At 66.6% G+C, this 15917-nt stretch carries 20 protein-coding genes; 16 read left to right on the top strand and 4 right to left on the bottom strand.

Translation table 11 applies throughout. The features are described 5' to 3' along the window. The first annotated feature begins 22 nt into the window (after positions 1 to 22). From QTI05_RS06785 to QTI05_RS06765, 5 genes are all read left to right on the top strand, one after another. Complete coding sequence (locus QTI05_RS06785) at positions 23 to 481, top strand: hypothetical protein (RefSeq protein ID WP_286623542.1); 459 nt, start codon at positions 23 to 25, stop codon at positions 479 to 481. Then, positions 478 to 1434, top strand: coding sequence for a DUF2145 domain-containing protein (locus QTI05_RS06780; RefSeq protein ID WP_353505944.1), 957 nt, complete (start codon positions 478 to 480; stop codon positions 1432 to 1434). Before QTI05_RS06785 ends, QTI05_RS06780 begins: the two co-directional genes overlap by 4 nt. Positions 1435 to 1461: 27 nt before the next feature. Next, positions 1462 to 2502, top strand: coding sequence for a zinc ribbon domain-containing protein (locus QTI05_RS06775; RefSeq protein ID WP_286623539.1), 1041 nt, complete (start codon positions 1462 to 1464; stop codon positions 2500 to 2502). Positions 2503 to 2666: 164 nt separating this feature from the next. Continuing rightward, positions 2667 to 3047: a DUF3597 domain-containing protein gene (locus tag QTI05_RS06770; protein WP_286541220.1), complete on the top strand. Its 381-nt coding sequence runs from the start codon at positions 2667 to 2669 to the stop codon at positions 3045 to 3047. 99 nt (positions 3048 to 3146) lie between these two features. After that, on the top strand, positions 3147 to 3518 hold the full coding sequence (locus QTI05_RS06765; protein ID WP_286541221.1) for a hypothetical protein: 372 nt from the start codon (positions 3147 to 3149) through the stop codon (positions 3516 to 3518). A 6-nt stretch (positions 3519 to 3524) separates the two neighbouring features. On the opposite strand, the gene tgt is transcribed toward QTI05_RS06765, so the two are convergent. Together tgt and queA are read right to left on the bottom strand one after the other, a co-directional pair. Continuing rightward, positions 3525 to 4697 (bottom strand): tRNA guanosine(34) transglycosylase Tgt, encoded by a 1173-nt coding sequence (gene tgt / locus QTI05_RS06760; protein WP_286623537.1) that lies wholly within the window; start codon positions 4695 to 4697, stop codon positions 3525 to 3527. Positions 4698 to 4702: 5 nt separating this feature from the next. After that, positions 4703 to 5743: a tRNA preQ1(34) S-adenosylmethionine ribosyltransferase-isomerase QueA gene (gene queA / locus QTI05_RS06755; RefSeq protein ID WP_286541224.1), complete on the bottom strand. Its 1041-nt coding sequence runs from the start codon at positions 5741 to 5743 to the stop codon at positions 4703 to 4705. Between the two features lie 69 nt (positions 5744 to 5812). On the opposite strand from queA, the gene recG reads away from it, so the two are divergent. From recG to QTI05_RS06730, 5 genes are all read left to right on the top strand, one after another. After that, positions 5813 to 7930 carry an ATP-dependent DNA helicase RecG gene (gene recG / locus QTI05_RS06750; RefSeq protein WP_286623536.1) on the top strand — a complete coding sequence of 706 codons (2118 nt, stop codon included), beginning with the start codon at positions 5813 to 5815 and terminating at the stop codon, positions 7928 to 7930. 62 nt (positions 7931 to 7992) lie between these two features. After that, positions 7993 to 8961 carry a hydrogen peroxide-inducible genes activator gene (locus QTI05_RS06745; RefSeq protein ID WP_286541228.1) on the top strand — a complete coding sequence of 323 codons (969 nt, stop codon included), beginning with the start codon at positions 7993 to 7995 and terminating at the stop codon, positions 8959 to 8961. A gap of 137 nt (positions 8962 to 9098) precedes the next feature. Next, positions 9099 to 9704, top strand: a complete 606-nt coding sequence (locus tag QTI05_RS06740; RefSeq protein ID WP_286541229.1) for a Dps family protein — start codon at positions 9099 to 9101, stop codon at positions 9702 to 9704. 88 nt (positions 9705 to 9792) lie between these two features. Continuing rightward, on the top strand, positions 9793 to 10656 hold the full coding sequence (gene ubiA / locus QTI05_RS06735) for a 4-hydroxybenzoate octaprenyltransferase (protein ID WP_286623534.1): 864 nt from the start codon (positions 9793 to 9795) through the stop codon (positions 10654 to 10656). Positions 10657 to 10666: 10 nt separating this feature from the next. Then, positions 10667 to 11134, top strand: a complete 468-nt coding sequence (locus QTI05_RS06730) for a MaoC/PaaZ C-terminal domain-containing protein (RefSeq protein ID WP_286541233.1) — start codon at positions 10667 to 10669, stop codon at positions 11132 to 11134. A 6-nt stretch (positions 11135 to 11140) separates the two neighbouring features. Here the strand turns inward: QTI05_RS06730 and proC are convergent, their stop codons facing one another. Both proC and QTI05_RS06720 read right to left on the bottom strand, forming a co-directional pair. Beyond that, positions 11141 to 11998, bottom strand: coding sequence for a pyrroline-5-carboxylate reductase (gene proC / locus QTI05_RS06725; protein ID WP_286623532.1), 858 nt, complete (start codon positions 11996 to 11998; stop codon positions 11141 to 11143). Next, positions 11995 to 13155 carry an esterase-like activity of phytase family protein gene (locus QTI05_RS06720; RefSeq protein WP_286657793.1) on the bottom strand — a complete coding sequence of 387 codons (1161 nt, stop codon included), beginning with the start codon at positions 13153 to 13155 and terminating at the stop codon, positions 11995 to 11997. The genes proC and QTI05_RS06720 overlap by 4 nt, the downstream gene beginning before the upstream one ends. 213 nt (positions 13156 to 13368) lie before the next feature. Here QTI05_RS06720 and rplN point away from each other — a divergent pair, with 213 nt between their 5' ends. Genes rplN through rplF form a run of 6 tightly spaced genes read left to right on the top strand, consistent with a single transcriptional unit; the run spans position 13369 to position 15907 of the window. Next, a complete protein-coding gene (gene rplN / locus QTI05_RS06715) occupies positions 13369 to 13737 on the top strand; it encodes a 50S ribosomal protein L14 (RefSeq protein ID WP_068630284.1) in 369 nt (122 codons plus the stop codon). Between the two features lie 13 nt (positions 13738 to 13750). Next, positions 13751 to 14068: a 50S ribosomal protein L24 gene (gene rplX / locus QTI05_RS06710; protein WP_286541240.1), complete on the top strand. Its 318-nt coding sequence runs from the start codon at positions 13751 to 13753 to the stop codon at positions 14066 to 14068. A gap of 11 nt (positions 14069 to 14079) precedes the next feature. Further along, entirely contained in the window at positions 14080 to 14619 is a 540-nt protein-coding gene (rplE, locus tag QTI05_RS06705) for a 50S ribosomal protein L5 (RefSeq protein WP_286541241.1), read from the top strand. 7 nt (positions 14620 to 14626) lie between these two features. Further along, entirely contained in the window at positions 14627 to 14932 is a 306-nt protein-coding gene (gene rpsN / locus QTI05_RS06700; RefSeq protein WP_286541243.1) for a 30S ribosomal protein S14, read from the top strand. A 20-nt stretch (positions 14933 to 14952) separates the two neighbouring features. Next, positions 14953 to 15348, top strand: coding sequence for a 30S ribosomal protein S8 (gene rpsH, locus QTI05_RS06695; RefSeq protein WP_286541244.1), 396 nt, complete (start codon positions 14953 to 14955; stop codon positions 15346 to 15348). 25 nt (positions 15349 to 15373) lie between these two features. Next, the gene (gene rplF, locus QTI05_RS06690; protein WP_286541245.1) at positions 15374 to 15907 is read left to right on the top strand and encodes a 50S ribosomal protein L6; all 534 of its coding nucleotides are present in this window, start codon (positions 15374 to 15376) and stop codon (positions 15905 to 15907) included. The last annotated feature ends 10 nt before the right edge of the window (positions 15908 to 15917 follow it).

The raw sequence follows: 15917 nt of genomic DNA, 5'->3' as shown, positions 1-15917 counted from the left end.
GCAAAACCGTTCCGGAATCCTCATGAAAAAGTCGTTCGCAACCGTCCTGATCGCAGCCTGCGCCGCAGTGGCGGGCGTGAGCGCTCCGCTGCAGGCCCAGGCCCAGAGCGAAGCCTCGGCTGCACTCTCGATGCTGCCGGTGGCGTCGGTGGTCGGTGCCGCTTCCGTGGCCGGTAGCGCAGCCAGTGCCGTGGTCGCGCTGCCGGCGGCGCTGTCGGTCGGCGGTGCGGTGCTCACCGTGGTGGCGGTCGAGGCTTCGGCCGATGGCGCCGTCTACCTGCTCGAGCGTGCCTCGGACGGTGCGCGCGCCAGCGTCAAGGTTTCGGGGCGCGTCGCGCAGGGCGCTTCGCTGGCGGTGGGCACCACGGTGCTGGTCAGCGTGATCGGCAGCGGCGTGCTGCTGTCGGTCGCCGGCGAAGTGCTGGCCTTCCTGCCCAACGCTCTGGGCCGCGCCCTGCTGCACAACGAGAGGCTGGGATGAACTTCCGCAATTCGTCGCTGAGCTCGCTGCCGCCCGAGGACGTGCTGAACGCGCTGCGGGCGGCCCGGGCCGACGCCGCAACGACCAACTTCGGCCCGTACGACAAGGAAGACGCCCAGCAAGTGCCGCTCTGGCAGCGGGTGTTCCGCACCGTTGCCCGGGCCGCGCTGGTGGTGGCTGCAGTGGTGCTTGCGGGCGTGTTCGTGTTCCCGATCAACGCCCATGCCGGCCGTTCCTGCGAGGCGGCCAAACCCACGCCGGCACTCATCATGAAGGGCATGCAACTGGCCGAGCGCACCTCGACCGCGCTCGATGCCAGCGGTGCGCGCGTGGTGGTGCTGGCGCGTGCCGGCCAGAACCTCGAGAAATACGGTTTGCAGTACTCGCACCTCGGCCTGGCCTACAAGACCGACGCCGGCCCGTGGCGCGTGGTGCACAAGCTCAACCACTGCGGCACCGCCGTCGCGGCGGTCTACCGCCAGGGTCTTGGCGAGTTCTTCCTCGACGACCTTTGGCGCTATGAAGCGGCATGGGTGGTGCCGACGCCGGCCGTGCAGGCACAGCTGTTGACGGCGCTGCAGGCGCCGCCCGCCGCCGTTTTGCGGCTTCACAGCGCGCCTTACAACCTGGTGAGCTATGCCTGGGGCCAGAAGTACCAACAGTCGAACCAGTGGGCAATCGAGACGCTGGCCGGCGCGATGGAGCCGGACACGATCCGCACCCGCGGCCAGGCGCAGGCCTGGCTGCAGTTCAAGGGCTACGAACCGGGCACGCTGAAGCTGGGTGCGCTGACGCGGCTGGGCGGCCGCATCAGCGCAGCCAACGTGGCTTTCGACGACCACCCGAACGAGAAGCGCTTCTCCGACCGCATCGAGACGGTGACCGTGGACTCGGTGTTTGCGTGGTTGCCGCGGGCCGGCCTGGGCGCCGCGCCGGTGCGTCTGAAAATCTGAGCCGAATCAACCGAGAGAGAAGAGTTCATGAGCAAGTCGTTGCGTTTGTCGGAGAAGTGGTTCCGCCGGGGCCTGTGGGTCGTGGCGCTGGTGTTTGCGAGCTTCCTGATCGGGCTCGGCGGCACCGTGGTGGGCGACCTGCCGCAGGTCGAGCATCAGCGCACGTTGGACGACTTCATCGACAAGGCGGCCGCCGAACCGCTGCGCGCGGCCGTCAAGGAGGCGGGCCGCGCCGGCCAGCAGGCGCAGCGCGACCTGGCGCAGGCCGAGCTGAAGCTGCAGGCCGCGTCGCAGGCCAGCGAGAACGCCCGCGAGACCTTTGCCAACTGGGTCGCCACGCGTCGCGCCACGCAGCAGCCGGACCAGGATGTGGAACTGATCGCCCGCACCAAGGCGCTCGACGGACTCAAGGCCCGGGTAGACGCCGAGCAGCAGAAGGTCGATGCGCAACGGCAAATCGCGCTCGATGCCCGCCAGGCGCAGGAGCGCGAGCAACAGAAGCTCGGCGTGCTCGAGCGGGACGCGCAGAAACTGATGGATGCGGACTATCGCCGCGTCGAACTGCGCGTGTTCGGCTACCGGCTCGCGCTCACGCTGCCGCTGCTCGCCATCGCCGGTTGGCTGTTCGTGAAGAAGCGCAAGGGCACGTACTGGCCGTTCGTCTGGGGCTTCATCTTCTTTGCGCTGTTCGCGTTCTTCGTGGAACTGGTGCCCTACCTGCCGAGCTACGGCGGCTATGTGCGCTACATCGTGGGCATCGTGGTCACGGTGCTGGTGGGGCGCTATGCCATCGTCGCGCTCAACCGCTATCTCGCACGCCAGAAACTGGCCGAAGCACAACCCGATCAGGTGCGGCGCGAGGAGTTGAGCTATGACACGGCGCTGGCGCGACTGGCCAAGAGCGTCTGTCCGGGCTGCGAGCGACCGGTCGACCTGAAGAACACCGCCATCGATTTCTGCCCGCACTGCGGCATTGGCCTGTTCGATCATTGCCGTACCTGCGACACACGCAAGAGCGCGTTCTCCCGGTTCTGCCACGGGTGTGGCACGGGGGCGGCCGCCGCCTGAAAAAGCGCGCGCTGTAAGCGTGTGTAAGAGCCGGTCGATCGACCACTTCCGCACGGACGCACGACGCCTCGTCACATTTGCGCGCGCAGTCGCGTGATAGAACCTCCGCTGCGTCGCACATCGCGCGCAGCAACCCACCCTTCACATCACCCGGGAGCAATGACATGAGCATTTTCGGCAGCATCCTTTCCAAGATCTTCCCCTCTGCCCACGCAGCCGAGGTCGAGGCCGCGACGGTCGCTCCGGCCCCGGGTGCGGCACCGGCCCCCGCGCCGCCGCCTTCGCCCATCACCCTGGTCGACGTGGAAGCGCTGCTCGACGGCATGCCCGGTGCGAAGAACCTCAACTGGCGCACGTCGATCGTCGACCTGATGAAGCTGCTCGGCCTGGACAGCAGTCTCGATTCGCGCAAGCAACTCGCGCAAGAGCTGAGCTACGGCGTCGACACCAGCGACAGCGCCAAGATGAACATCTGGCTGCATCGCCAGGTCATGACCAAGCTTGCGGCCAACGGCGGCAAGGTGCCTTCCGACCTGATCGCCTGATCGCCTGAGCGACGCAAGGCGTATGGCTTCCGGCAGGTTCGCAGCCGGGCCCGGTGTGGCTACGCTCGACGGTTTTCCAGAACACAGGACACCGTCCCCATGCACCCCACCTTCCGTCGCGCCGTTTCTTCCCTGGTTCTGACCTCGGCCTGTGCCTGGGCGCTGGCCGCGTCGGCACAGGCGCCGGCCGGCGTCAAGCTGTTCAAGTTCGTCTCCACGCGGGACGAGATCGTGGTCGGGCTCGATGCCGCGCAGCTCGGCGCCGGCAGCGGCCCCGAAGTCGGTCGGCTCGCGGCGATGCTGGCCGACAAGGGCCAGCTCACGGTCTGGCAGTACGCCTCGCACAAGGAGCCGAGCGGCGAGCTGGTGCAGGCGCCGCTGCGCCAGGTCGCGATCTTCAAGAACGACGCGGTGCGCATCGAGCCCTACAGCACGCCGTTGCCGGTCAAGCCGATCGGCACGGCGAAGTAGTCGTTGCTACACCCCGCGTGCGCGCTCGGCCTTGAAGCTCGCGCGGAACGCGCTGAACATGCCGGCCTCGAGCGCCGCGCGAATTTCTGCCATCAGGTTCAGGTAGTAGTGCAGATTGTGGATGGTGCAGAGCATCGGCCCCAGCATCTCGCCGCAGCGATCCAGATGGTGCATGTAGGCGCGGCTGAAACCCTCGCGGCCGCCGTCGTTCCATGACACCCCCGACGTGCCGGCACACGCATGGCAGGTGCAGCTCGGATCGAGTGGTTGCGGGTCGCTCTTGTGGCGTGCATTGCGCAGCTTGAGGTCGCCGTAGCGCGTGAAGATCGTGCCGTTGCGCGCATTGCGCGTCGGCATCACGCAGTCGAACATGTCGACGCCGTCGGCCACGCCTTGCACCAGGTCTTCGGGCGTGCCGACGCCCATGAGGTAGCGCGGCTTGTGGGCCGGCAGCCGGTGCGGCGTGTGGCCCATGATGTGCAGCATCTGGGCCTTCGGCTCGCCGACGCTGACGCCGCCAATTGCATAGCCCGGAAAGTCCATCTCGACCAGCTGCGCGAGCGATTCTTCACGCAGGTTCTCGAACATGCCGCCCTGCACGATGCCGAACAGCGCGTTCGGGTTATCGAGCCGCGCGAACTCGGTCTGGCAGCGCTTCGCCCAGCGCAGGCTCAGCTCCATCGATGTGCGCGCCTCGTCTTCGGTCGTGATGTGGCCGTCGGTGTCGTAGGGCGTGCACTCGTCGAACTGCATGACGATGTCGCTGTTGAGGATGGTCTGGATCTGCATCGAGACCTCGGGCGTGAGGAACAGCTTGTCGCCGTTCACCGGGGACGCGAACTTGACGCCTTCCTCGCTGATCTTGCGCATGGCTCCGAGCGACCAGACCTGGAAGCCGCCGGAGTCGGTGAGGATCGGCTTGTTCCACTTCTCGAAGCCGTGCAGTCCGCCGAAGCTCGCCATCACGTCGAGGCCCGGCCGCATCCACAGGTGGAAGGTGTTGCCCAGAATGATCTGCGCGCCCATCTCCTCGAGGCTGCGCGGCATCACGCCCTTGACCGTGCCGTAGGTGCCGACCGGCATGAAGATCGGCGTCTGCACCGGGCCATGGTTCAGCGTGAGCGTGCCGCGGCGCGCGTGGCTGTCGGGGTCGGTAGTGAGAAGTTCGAAGTGCAGCATGGTGTTCAAAGGGTTCGCTCGAGCAGCATTGCGTCGCCGTAGCTGAAGAAGCGGTAGCGCGCGTGGATCGCATGGGCATAGAGCGCCATCACCCGCTCGTAGCCGGCGAAGGCGCTCACCAGCATCATCAGCGTGCTCTTGGGCAGGTGGAAGTTGGTCACGAGCAGGTCGACGTGCGTGAACGCGAAGCCCGGCGTGATGAAGATGCGCGTATCGCCGCTGGCCTCGCCGCTTTGCGCCCACGATTCGAGCGTGCGAACCGTGGTGGTGCCGATGGCGACGACGCGGCCGCCGCGCGCCTTGCAGTCGGCGATCGCCTGCTGCGTAGCGGCGGGCACCTCGTAGCGCTCCGCATGCATCTGGTGCTCGGCGATGTTCTCGGTTTTCACCGGCTGGAAGGTGCCGGCACCGACGTGCAGCGTGACGTTGGCGCGTTGCACGCCGCGCGCGTCGAGCGCTGCCAGCAGCGCCTCGTCGAAATGCAGCGCCGCCGTCGGCGCGGCCACCGCCCCCGGCACGCGTGCGAACACGGTCTGGTAGCGGCTTTCGTCTTCGGCCGAGTCGGTGTGTTCGATGTAGGGCGGCAGCGGCACATGGCCGTGGCGGCTCATCAGCGCATAGGGGTCTTCGCCGGCATCGCTTTCGAAGGCGAAAAGGAACAGCGCACCGTTCGCGTCGGGCCAGCGACCGAGCAGGGTGGCGCGAAAGCCGCCGACCATCTGCAGCACGGTGCCGACCAGCGGCTTCTTGCTGACCTTCATGTGGCATACGACTTCGGATCCGGTCAGCACGCGCTCGACCAGCAGTTCGAGCTTGCCGCCGGTCGGCTTTTCGCCGAACAGGCGCGCCTTGACCACGCGCGTGTCGTTGAACACCAGCAGATCGCCGGCGCGCAGCAGCGAGGGCAAGGTCTTGAAGATGCGGTCGACCGGCACCGGGCCGGTGCCATCGAGCAGCCGCGACGAGGTGCGCTCCGCGGCGGGGTGTTGCGCCACCAGGTCGGCGGGCAGGGCGAAATCGAAATCGGAGAGGGTGAAGGCAGACATGCTTGAGGGCCGGACAGACCCGTTCCAAGAGAAGGCGGCGATTGTCCCATGCCAAGGCAGAATCGTCCGATGGCCGACATCTCTCCTGCTGCGTCCGCGTTCCCAGCGCTGGTGCGCGCCGGCGCGCCGCCACCCGGTTCGGGCCTGAGCGCGACCCAGCGCGCGCTGCGCAAGCTGGGGCTGCTGCGCGACATCGACTTTGCGCTCTACCTGCCGATGCGCTACGAAGACGAAACCCGCATCGTGCGGCTGGTCGACACGCGCGACGGCGATCTGGCGCAGGTCGAAGGCGTGGTGGTGGCGAGCGAAGTCACGTTCAGGCCGCGCCGCCAGTTGCTGGTGACGCTGGACGATGGCAGCGACACCTGCATCCTGCGCTTCTTCAACTTCTACCCCTCGCAGCAAAAGCAGCTCGAAGTCGGCGCGCGGGTGCGCGTGCGAGGCGAAATGAAGGGCGGTTTTCTGGGCCGGCAGATCATGCAGCCCAGCGTCAAGAGCGCCGGCATCGCGCTGCCGCTGGCACTCACGCCGGTCTATTCGACCATCGCGGGGCTGGCGCAGCCGGTGCTGCGACGTGAAGTGCGCGCGGGCCTCGCGCGGGCCGTGCTGGACGAAACCATTCCCAGCCAGCACCTGCCGCGCGGCGCATGGAGCCTGCGCGATGCGCTCTCGTTCCTGCACTACCCGACACCCGACGCCGCCATGGTCACGCTCGAGGATCGCAGCCATCCGGCCTGGCAGCGGCTCAAGGCCGAGGAACTGCTGGCGCAGCAGCTCTCGCAACTGCAGGCGCGGCGCGAACGGGCGGCGCAACGCGCACCGGTGCTGAGCCCGGCACGCACATCGCAGACGCTGCATTCACAGCTGATGGCCGTGCTGCCATTCGCGCTGACCGGTGCGCAGGCCCGCGTGGGCGAGGAAATTGGCAAAGACCTCATGCGCCCGATCCCGATGCACCGGCTGCTGCAGGGCGACGTCGGCTCCGGCAAGACCGTGGTCGCGGCGCTGGCGGCCGCGCTCTGCATCGACGCCGGCCACCAGTGCGCGCTGATGGCACCCACCGAGATCCTCGCTTCGCAGCACTTTGCCAAGCTGGTCGGCTGGCTCGACCCATTGCTGGCCGAGCGCGGATTGCGCGTGGCCTGGCTCACCGGCAGCCAGAAGAAGAAGGAGCGCGACGGGATGGCCGCCGCCGTCGAAAGCGGCGAAGCGGCGCTCGTCATCGGCACGCATGCGGTGATCTCGGAGAAGGTGCGCTTCAAGCACCTCGCGCTGGCGATCATCGACGAGCAGCATCGCTTCGGCGTGGCGCAGCGCCTGGCGTTGCGCGGAAAAGCAACGCAAGGGCTCGAGCCGCACCTGCTGATGATGAGCGCCACGCCGATCCCGCGCACGCTGGCGATGAGCTACTACGCCGATCTCGATGTATCGACGCTCGACGAGCTGCCGCCCGGCCGCACGCCGATCGTCACCAAACTCGTGGCCGAGCATCGGCGCGACGAGGTGATCGGACGCATCCAGGCCCAGCTCGCGCAGGGGCGGCAGGTGTACTGGGTGTGCCCGCTGATCGAAGAGAGCGAGGCGGTGGACCTGCGCAACGCGACCGAGACGCGCGACGAACTTGCCGGGACGCTGGGCGACAAGGTCAGCGTCGGCCTGCTGCACTCGCGCATGCCCACGGCCGAAAAGCAGGCGGTGATGGCGGGCTTCACGGCCGGCACGCTGCAGGTGCTGGTCAGCACCACGGTGATCGAGGTCGGTGTCGACGTGCCGAATGCCTCGCTGATGGTGATCGAGCATGCCGAGCGCTTCGGTCTGTCTCAACTGCACCAGTTGCGCGGGCGCGTGGGGCGCGGCGCGGCCGCGTCGGCCTGTGTGCTGCTGTATGCGCCGAACGAGGGCGGCCGCGTCGGCGAGACGGCGCGCGCGCGGCTCAGGGCCATGGTTGAAACCGGCGACGGTTTCGAGATTGCGCGGCGCGACCTGGAAATCCGCGGGCCCGGGGAGTTCCTGGGCGCCCGGCAGTCGGGCGCACCACTGCTGCGCTTTGCCGATCTGGAGGCCGATGCGTTGTTGCTCGACTGGGCGCGCGAACTCGCGCCCCAGATGCTCGGCCTTCATCCCGATCTGGCGCAAAAGCACGTCGATCGCTGGCTCGGCAGCAAGGCCGAATACCTCAAGGCCTGAGCGCATCTGCGCCGGCACGGCGCCACGCCCCGGGCAGTCCTTGCGCATAATTGACGCAAGCTATGACCCTGACCGAACTCAAATACATCGTTGCCGTCGCCCGCGAACGGCATTTCGGCAAGGCGGCCGAGGCCTGTTACGTCTCGCAACCCACCCTGTCGGTGGCGATCAAGAAACTGGAAGAAGAGCTCGAACTCAAGCTGTTCGAGCGCAGTGCGGGCGAGGTCACCGTCACGCCGCTCGGCGAGCAGATCGTGCAGCAGGCACAGACGGTGCTCGACCAGGCCGCTGCCATCAAGGAAATCGCCAAGCGCGGCAAGGATCCGCTGGCGGGGCCGTTGAACCTCGGCGTGATCTACACCATCGGCCCTTACCTGTTGCCCGACCTGGTGCGCCAGAACATCGCGCGCACGCCGCAGATGCCGCTGGTGCTGCAGGAGAACTTCACGGCCAAGCTGCTGGAGATGCTGCGGGCCGGCGAGATCGACTGCGCCGTCATGGCCGAGCCCTTTCCGGACACCGGCCTTGCCATGGCACAGCTCTACGACGAGCCTTTCATGGCCGTGGTGCCGGCGAGCCATCCGCTGGCCGCGCGCGATTCGGTCACATCGGACGAGCTCAAGAACGAGACCATGCTGCTACTCGGCACCGGCCACTGCTTTCGTGACCACGTGCTCGAGGTTTGCCCCGAGTTCGCGCGTTTCTCAAGCAATGCCGAGGGCATCCGCAAGAGCTTCGAAGGCTCGTCGCTCGAAACCATCAAGCACATGGTGGCGGCCGGCATGGGGGTGACGCTGGTGCCGCGGTTGTCCGTTCCCGCCGACGCGCTGGTGCCCCGGCTCAAAGGCCGTGGCAAGGAGCCCGAACAGATCGTGCGCTACCTGCCGATCGCCGACGCGCAGGGCCGCGAGCCGCCGACCCGGCGCGTGGTGCTGGCATGGCGCCGCAGCTTCACGCGCTACGAGGCGATAGCCGCGCTGCGCAACGCGATCTACGCCTGCGAGTTGCCGGGCGTGACGCGGCTGTCCTAGCCGCAAGTTGCGCCGCCGGCCTACGCGCCGGTGCACCGGTTGCGGCCATCGCTGCGATAGAGTGCGGCTGTTGCGAAGCCGCCGCGCGGCTTCTACAGTTTCTCCTTCTCCGCTATCTACTTCAAAGGACGTCATCCATGCCCAAGGCAAGCCCCAAGTCGCCGAAGAAATCCAAGTCGCCGATCACGGCCGCCCCTGCTGCTGGCGCGGGCAAGGTGCCTGCAAAGGGCGGCACGGTGGTGGCGCACGAGTCGGGCAGCCGCAATGCGCCCATCATCAACATCGGCATCGACCGCCAGGATCGCGCGGCCATTGCGGAAGGCCTGAGCCGCGTGCTGGCAGACACCTACACGCTCTACCTCACCACGCACAACTTCCACTGGAACGTGACCGGCCCGCACTTCAACTCGCTGCATGCGATGTTCATGAACCAGTACACCGAGCTCTGGGGCTCGACCGACGTGCTCGCCGAGCGCATCCGCGCGCTGGGCCACTACGCACCGGGTTCGTACGCCGAGTTCAGCAAGATCGCCACCGTGCCCGACGTGCCGCAGAACCCGCCCAAGGCGATGGAGATGGTGCGCATCCTGGTCAAGGGCCACGAAACGGTCTCGCGCATCGCGCGCGAGTTCATTCCGGTGGCCGAAGAAGCGGGCGACGATCCAACGGCCGACATGCTGACGGCGCGCTGCACGGTGCACGACCAAACCGCCTGGATGCTGCGCTCGCTGCTGGAAGATTGAAGCGTATGTTTCGTGCGCGAAACGCCGCGGAACCGGCTTTGCCGGGCCGCTGGCGTTGCCCCCTTGAGGGGGGAGGCGGCTACACGAAGTGAGCAAGCAACGGGGGTGGGCCCCCTACCTCGACCTGATCCGCTGGAATCGCCCTGCGGGCTGGCTGCTGCTGCTCTGGCCTACGCTGGGCGCGCTCTGGTTCGCGGCCGATGGGTGGCCGGGCTGGCACCTGGTCGTGGTGTTCACGCTCGGCACCTTCCTCATGCGCAGCGCGGGCTGCTGCGTCAACGACGTGGCCGACCGCGATTTCGACCGCCACGTGAAGCGCACCGCCCAGCGGCCCGTGACCAGCGGTGCGATTTCGGTCAAGGAGGCGCTGGCGCTCGGTGCGGTGTTGGCGTTGCTGGCCTTCGGGCTGGTGCTCACCACCAACCGCGTGACGGTGCTCTGGTCGTTCGTGGCATTGGCCATCACGCTGGTCTACCCGTTCGCCAAGCGCTTCGTGTCGATCCCGCAAGCGGTGCTGGGCATTGCCTTCAGCTTCGGCATTCCGATGGCCTTTGCGGCGGTGCAGTCCAACGTGCCGGTGTTTGCGGCCTGGCTGTTGGCTGGCAACCTGTTCTGGGTGCTGGCCTACGACACGGAATACGCGATGGTCGACCGCGACGACGACCTCAAGATCGGCATGAAGACCTCGGCCATCACCTTCGGCCGCTTCGATGTGGCGGCCGTGATGCTGAGCTACGCGATCTTCCTGGCGGTCTGGACCTGGGCCGGCGCGAGCCGATCGCTCGGCGTACTGTTCTTTGTGGGGATCGCCATTGCTGCGGGGCAGGCGATCTGGCACTGGCGGTTGATCCGTGAGCGAACCCGCGATGGTTGCTTCAAGGCTTTCCGATTGAACCATTGGCTGGGTTTCACGGTGTTCGTCGGCGTCGTGGCCGGCTACGCGATTCGTTGAAGGGGTGCGCATGCTCGACCGCCTGACGCAGAAGATCGGCCAGGAGGGCCTGTCCGAATGGCATCTCATCACGCAGGAGATGGTCGACCGCTACGCGGTGCTGTCGGGCGATGGTGAAGGCGAGTGGATTCATCTCGACCCGGAGCGCGCGGCGCGCGAGGCGAACTACGGCGGCACGATCGTGCCGGGCTTCTTCCAGGTCTCGCACCTGATCCGATTGACCGGCGAGGCCATGCGCACGCTGCTGCCCTTCGACACGAACCACGCGCTGAACTACGGCTTCGACCGCCTGCGCTTCGTCAAGCCGATGCCGGTCGGCGCGCGCTTCCGGGCGCGGGTGCGCATCCTCGGCGTGACGCCCAAGGCGGAAGACAGCTTTTTGCTGAAGGAAGAGGTGCTGCTCGAACTCGAGGACGGCACCGTCACGCTGGCCGCCGAGTGGCTGTTCTTTCTCGGGCCGCGCGCGCTCGCCGCCTGAACGGGTTCAGCCGCGCCCGAATTCCTCGCCCAGTTCGGCGGCGCGCTTCTGCGCTGCGCGAATGGCGGTTTTGAACTGGGTCTTGACGTCCGCGCCTTCGAGCGAGGTGATGGCCGCGTAGGTGGTACCGCCCTTGGAGGTCACGCGCTCGCGCAGCACCGAGGGCGGCTCGGTCGCGCTGTGCGCCAGCGCCGAGGCGCCGGTGAAGGTGCCGATGGCCAGCCGCTGGGCCTGGTCGGGCGTGAGGCCCATCTCGACGCCGGCTTCGGTCATCGCCTCGATGAAATAGAAGACGTAGGCCGGGCCCGAGCCGGACATCGCCGTCACTGCGTCGAGCGCGGACTCGGCATCGACCCAGAGCAGTTCGCCGGTCGGTGCGAGCAGCTGCCCGACCAGCGCGCGATCGGCCGCGTCGACGTCCGGCCGTGCGAACAGCCCGGTCATGCCCTGGCCGACCAGCGCGGGCGTGTTGGGCATGGCACGCACGATGCGCTCGCTGGCGAGCCAGCGAGCGATGCTGTCCGAGGGAATGCCGGCCGCCACGCTCAGGTGCAGCGCGCTGCCGGCATGGGCGCGCACGGGCTGGGCGGCTTCGGCAAAAGTCTGCGGCTTGACCGCCCAGACCAATACCTCGCAGCGTGCCAGCGCAGCGCTGCCCTGGGGCTGCGCCGCGATGCCGAAATCGTGTGCCAACCGCTCGCGGGCTTCGGCAAAGGGTTCGACCACCTCGAAGGCGGCCGCGGGCACGCCTTGGCGGATCAGCCCGCCGAGGATCGCGCTGGCCATGTTGCCGCCACCGATGAAGCCGATCGGGGGCAGGGGGGCGCCGTCGGGGCGCGGCAGGGAGGTGGCAGTGATGGTCATGGTCGGTCGGTGAATGCGAAGGCGGCGAACTGGGTGACTTGCAGCGGGTTGAAATTGTCGTCGCTCACCACCACCAGCACGCGCTGGCCATCGGGCAGAGGCGGGCCCCAGCACATGCCTTCGGTGTTGTCCAGGCGCGAGAGGCCGAGCGTCGCGAAGTCGGCCACCAGCGTCTTGGTGGCTGCGCGGTGGTTGCCGGGCGTGAGGGCGTCGAGCGCCAGCGTGTCGGTCGCGTCGCGCGTGTCGATCTCGTAGAGGCGCAGCGAGTTGCCGACACCGGTTGCGTAGGCGCGCTCCAGCACCAGCATGCGGTGCGCGTCGAGCATCAGTATCTCGCTCACGCCGTTGTCGGCATATGTGCCCGTCAGCAGGGGCCGCATCGGAATGCGATCGGGCTGATAGGCAATCTGGCCCACCGCACGTCCGCTGGACAGCTCGACCCGCGTGAAGCGGCAGGGCCCGCCCGCCGAGTCAACGCTCGGGACGGCGCCGTCCTGCGCCAGCGCGTTTTCCATCGCGAGCCAGCAATGGCGGTTGTCGGGCGTCAGCGCCAGGCCTTCGAAACCCAGGTTGTCGCGCGCGCCGCGCCGGCGCTCGCGCGACGGCTCGAACATGGCGGGCAGTTCGAACTGGCGCAGCAGGCTGCCGTCGCGCCGGCTTTCATACAGCGCGGGGCCGAAGCCGCGCGCCTCGTCGCCTTCGGATGTCCAGAGGATCGAGCCCGTGTCCGGTCGCAACCGCAGCGCTTCGGGATCCGGCACTGGCACGCCCTCGCGGGCTTGGCGCCTGGGCGCCCAGGTGGTGCCGTCGGCCTGGCGCAACGATGTGACTTCGCTCAATTCCGGGATGGCGCCAAATGCCCAGCGTGCCGTGTAGAAACGAGCCGGTGCCATATCCGACCGATCGTCTGACAGAAGCAAGTACTCACCTTTGTCGTTGTCGTAGTCGATGCCTGACAGTCCGCCGACCTGGGTGCCCCTGAAAGCCAGGCGGTGCGGCAGCCTGGCTTCGCCGAGCAAGTGCAGCCGCTGTCGACCGCCGCCGGACGCAGCCGGCAGCGGACTGTTGCAGCCGCCCAACGCGCTGGCCAGCGCCGCTGCGCCACCCAGCAGCAGGCGGCGGCGTGTCGGCAACGGAGGGGCTGGGAGCTTCGGCACGCCGCGAGTCTAGGCCGAAACGAACGCGCCGAAGGAGGCGTGTTGACAGGCCAGGGATCACGTGCAACAATCGCGGGCTTCGCTTCAAAAAGGCGAGGCTTTCCGCCCAGACGGATGTGCCCCAAGTGGTTTGGGGTGCGGACGACGGGCCCAAGACTGACTGCGGCAGACCCATTTCGGGCCTGCATCGGTACAAGTTGGGAACTACGAACAATGATCCAGACTGAATCCCGGCTCGAAGTGGCCGACAACACAGGCGCGAAATCCGTCCTGTGCATCAAGGTGCTCGGTGGCTCCAAGCGGCGTTATGCCAGCGTGGGCGACGTCATCAAGGTGAGCATCAAGGAATGTGCGCCGCGTGGTCGCGTCAAAAAGGGCGAGATCTACAGCGCCGTGGTGGTTCGCACCGCCAAGGGCATCCGTCGCGCCGATGGGTCGCTCGTCAAGTTCGACGGCAATGCCGCCGTTCTGCTCAATGCCAAGCTGGAGCCGATCGGCACCCGCATCTTCGGACCGGTGACGCGCGAGCTGCGCACCGAAAAGTTCATGAAGATCGTGTCGCTGGCCCCCGAAGTTCTCTGAGGACAACAACGCCATGAACAAGATTCGCAAAGGCGACCAGGTCATCGTGTTGGCCGGTCGTGACAAGGGCAAGCGCGGCACTGTGTCGCTGCGCAAGGATGACGCCCACCTGATCGTCGACGGCATCAACATCGTCAAGAAGCACGCCAAGCCGAACCCGCTCAAGGGTACGACTGGTGGCATCGTCGAGAAGACCATGCCGATTCACCAATCGAACGTGGCGATCTTCAATGCCGCGACCGGCAAGGCCGATCGCGTGGGCATCAAGGTCACGGACGGCAAGCGCGTGCGCGTCTTCAAGTCCAGCGGCGAAGAAATCAAGCTGGCCTAAGGAGTACTCACATGGCACGTCTCCAACAAATCTACCGCGAGAAAATCGCGAAAGACCTGACCGAAAAGTTCGGCTACAAGTCGCCGATGCAGGTTCCGCGCATCACCAAGATCACGCTCAACATGGGTGTGGGTGAGGCGGTTGCCGACAAGAAGGTGCTCGACAACGCCGTCGGCGACCTGACCAAGATCGCCGGCCAGAAGCCGGTCGTCACCAAGTCGAAGAAGGCCATCGCCGGCTTCAAGATCCGTGAGCAACAGCCGATCGGCTGCATGGTCACGCTGCGCGGCGTGCAGATGTACGAGTTCCTGGACCGTTTCGTGACCGTGGCCCTGCCGCGCGTGCGCGACTTCCGCGGGATCTCTGGCCGTGCCTTCGATGGCCGCGGCAACTACAACATCGGCGTGAAAGAGCAGATCATTTTCCCCGAGATCGAATACGACAAGGTTGATGCCCTGCGCGGTCTCAACATCAGCATCACGACGACGGCCAAGAACGACGAAGAAGCCAAAGCGCTTCTCGCCGGCTTCCGTTTCCCGTTCAAGAACTGAGGCGACCATGGCTAAAGCATCATTGATCCAGCGCGAACTCAAGCGCGACAACCTGGTCGCCAAGTACGCTGCGAAGCACGCCGAACTCAAGGCGATCGCCAACGACGCGAAGAAGAGCGACGAAGAGCGTGCGGCTGCCCGTCTGGGCCTGCAAAAGCTCCCGCGCAACGCGAACCCGACCCGTCAGCGCAACCGTTGCGCCATCACCGGTCGCCCGCGTGGCACCTTCCGTCAGTTCGGTCTGGCCCGCGCCAAGATCCGCGAACTGGCTTTCGCTGGTGACATCCCCGGTGTCACCAAGGCCAGCTGGTAAGCCAGGCAGGAGCAAACAACATGAGCATGAGTGATCCTATTGCCGACCTGCTGACGCGTATCCGTAACGCGCAGATGGTGGCGAAGCCCACCGTGTCGGTTCCGTCTTCCAAGGTGAAGATCGCAATCGCACAGGTGCTGAAAGACGAGGGCTACATCGACAGCTTCCAGGTCAAGACCGAAGCTGGCAAGTCCGAACTCGAAATCGCACTGAAGTACTACGCCGGTCGCCCGGTGATCGAACGCATCGAACGCGTGAGCCGCCCCGGCCTGCGCGTCTACAAGGGCAGCACCGCGATTCCGCAAGTGCAGAACGGCCTTGGCGTTGCGATCGTGACCACGCCGCAAGGCGTGATGACCGACCGCAAGGCGCGCGCTACCGGTGTCGGTGGCGAAGTGCTGTGCTACGTCGCCTAACCGAGACATTGAGGAGTCACTGAAAATGTCCCGAGTCGGAAAAATGCCGGTCGCCATCCCCGCAGGTGTGGATGTGTCGATCAAGGACGACCAGATCAACGTGAAGGGCACGGGCGGCACGCTCGCGCTGACCCGCAACGTTCTGGTCAACGTCGTCAACAAGGATGGCAAGCTGAGCTTCGAGCCCGCCAACGAATCGCGTGAAGCCAACGCGATGAGCGGCACGCTGCGCCAGCTGGTCAACAACATGGTGGTCGGCGTGACCAAGGGCTTCGAGAAGAAGCTCAACCTCGTCGGCGTGGGCTACAAGGCCCAGGCGCAAGGCGCCAAGCTCAACCTCACGGTGGGCTACTCGCACCCCGTCAACATCGACATGCCGCAAGGCATTACGGTGGCAACCCCGACCCCGACAGAAGTCGTGATCAAGGGTGCAGACCGTCAACGCGTCGGCCAGATCGCCGCCGAGATTCGCGCTGTTCGTCCGCCTGAGCCTTACAAGGGCAAGGGCATCCGTTATTCGGACGAAAAGATCGTGATCAAAGAGACCAAGAAGAAGTAAGGGGCAGCAA

Source organism: Variovorax fucosicus (assembly GCF_030316825.1).
GTDB lineage: Bacteria > Pseudomonadota > Gammaproteobacteria > Burkholderiales > Burkholderiaceae_C > Variovorax > Variovorax fucosicus.
This window is presented reverse-complemented; position numbering and strand designations above follow the sequence as displayed.

Bases quoted from the DNA above. Each gene is read 5' to 3' on its own strand.
- queA (WP_286541224.1), bottom strand. From the start codon at position 5,743: ATGTCTGCCTTCACCCTCTCCGATTTCGATTTCGCCCTGCCCGCCGAC.
- QTI05_RS06745 (WP_286541228.1), top strand. From the start codon at position 7,993: ATGACCCTGACCGAACTCAAATACATCGTTGCCGTCGCCCGCGAACGG.
- QTI05_RS06770 (WP_286541220.1), top strand. From the start codon at position 2,667: ATGAGCATTTTCGGCAGCATCCTTTCCAAGATCTTCCCCTCTGCCCAC.
- proC (WP_286623532.1), bottom strand. From the start codon at position 11,998: ATGACCATCACTGCCACCTCCCTGCCGCGCCCCGACGGCGCCCCCCTG.
- QTI05_RS06730 (WP_286541233.1), top strand. From the start codon at position 10,667: ATGCTCGACCGCCTGACGCAGAAGATCGGCCAGGAGGGCCTGTCCGAA.
- QTI05_RS06740 (WP_286541229.1), top strand. From the start codon at position 9,099: ATGCCCAAGGCAAGCCCCAAGTCGCCGAAGAAATCCAAGTCGCCGATC.
- QTI05_RS06785 (WP_286623542.1), top strand. From the start codon at position 23: ATGAAAAAGTCGTTCGCAACCGTCCTGATCGCAGCCTGCGCCGCAGTG.
- QTI05_RS06775 (WP_286623539.1), top strand. From the start codon at position 1,462: ATGAGCAAGTCGTTGCGTTTGTCGGAGAAGTGGTTCCGCCGGGGCCTG.
- tgt (WP_286623537.1), bottom strand. From the start codon at position 4,697: ATGCTGCACTTCGAACTTCTCACTACCGACCCCGACAGCCACGCGCGC.
- rplE (WP_286541241.1), top strand. From the start codon at position 14,080: ATGGCACGTCTCCAACAAATCTACCGCGAGAAAATCGCGAAAGACCTG.
- rplF (WP_286541245.1), top strand. From the start codon at position 15,374: ATGTCCCGAGTCGGAAAAATGCCGGTCGCCATCCCCGCAGGTGTGGAT.
- rpsH (WP_286541244.1), top strand. From the start codon at position 14,953: ATGAGCATGAGTGATCCTATTGCCGACCTGCTGACGCGTATCCGTAAC.
- rpsN (WP_286541243.1), top strand. From the start codon at position 14,627: ATGGCTAAAGCATCATTGATCCAGCGCGAACTCAAGCGCGACAACCTG.
- recG (WP_286623536.1), top strand. From the start codon at position 5,813: ATGGCCGACATCTCTCCTGCTGCGTCCGCGTTCCCAGCGCTGGTGCGC.
- QTI05_RS06780 (WP_353505944.1), top strand. From the start codon at position 478: ATGAACTTCCGCAATTCGTCGCTGAGCTCGCTGCCGCCCGAGGACGTG.
- rplN (WP_068630284.1), top strand. From the start codon at position 13,369: ATGATCCAGACTGAATCCCGGCTCGAAGTGGCCGACAACACAGGCGCG.
- rplX (WP_286541240.1), top strand. From the start codon at position 13,751: ATGAACAAGATTCGCAAAGGCGACCAGGTCATCGTGTTGGCCGGTCGT.
- QTI05_RS06765 (WP_286541221.1), top strand. From the start codon at position 3,147: ATGCACCCCACCTTCCGTCGCGCCGTTTCTTCCCTGGTTCTGACCTCG.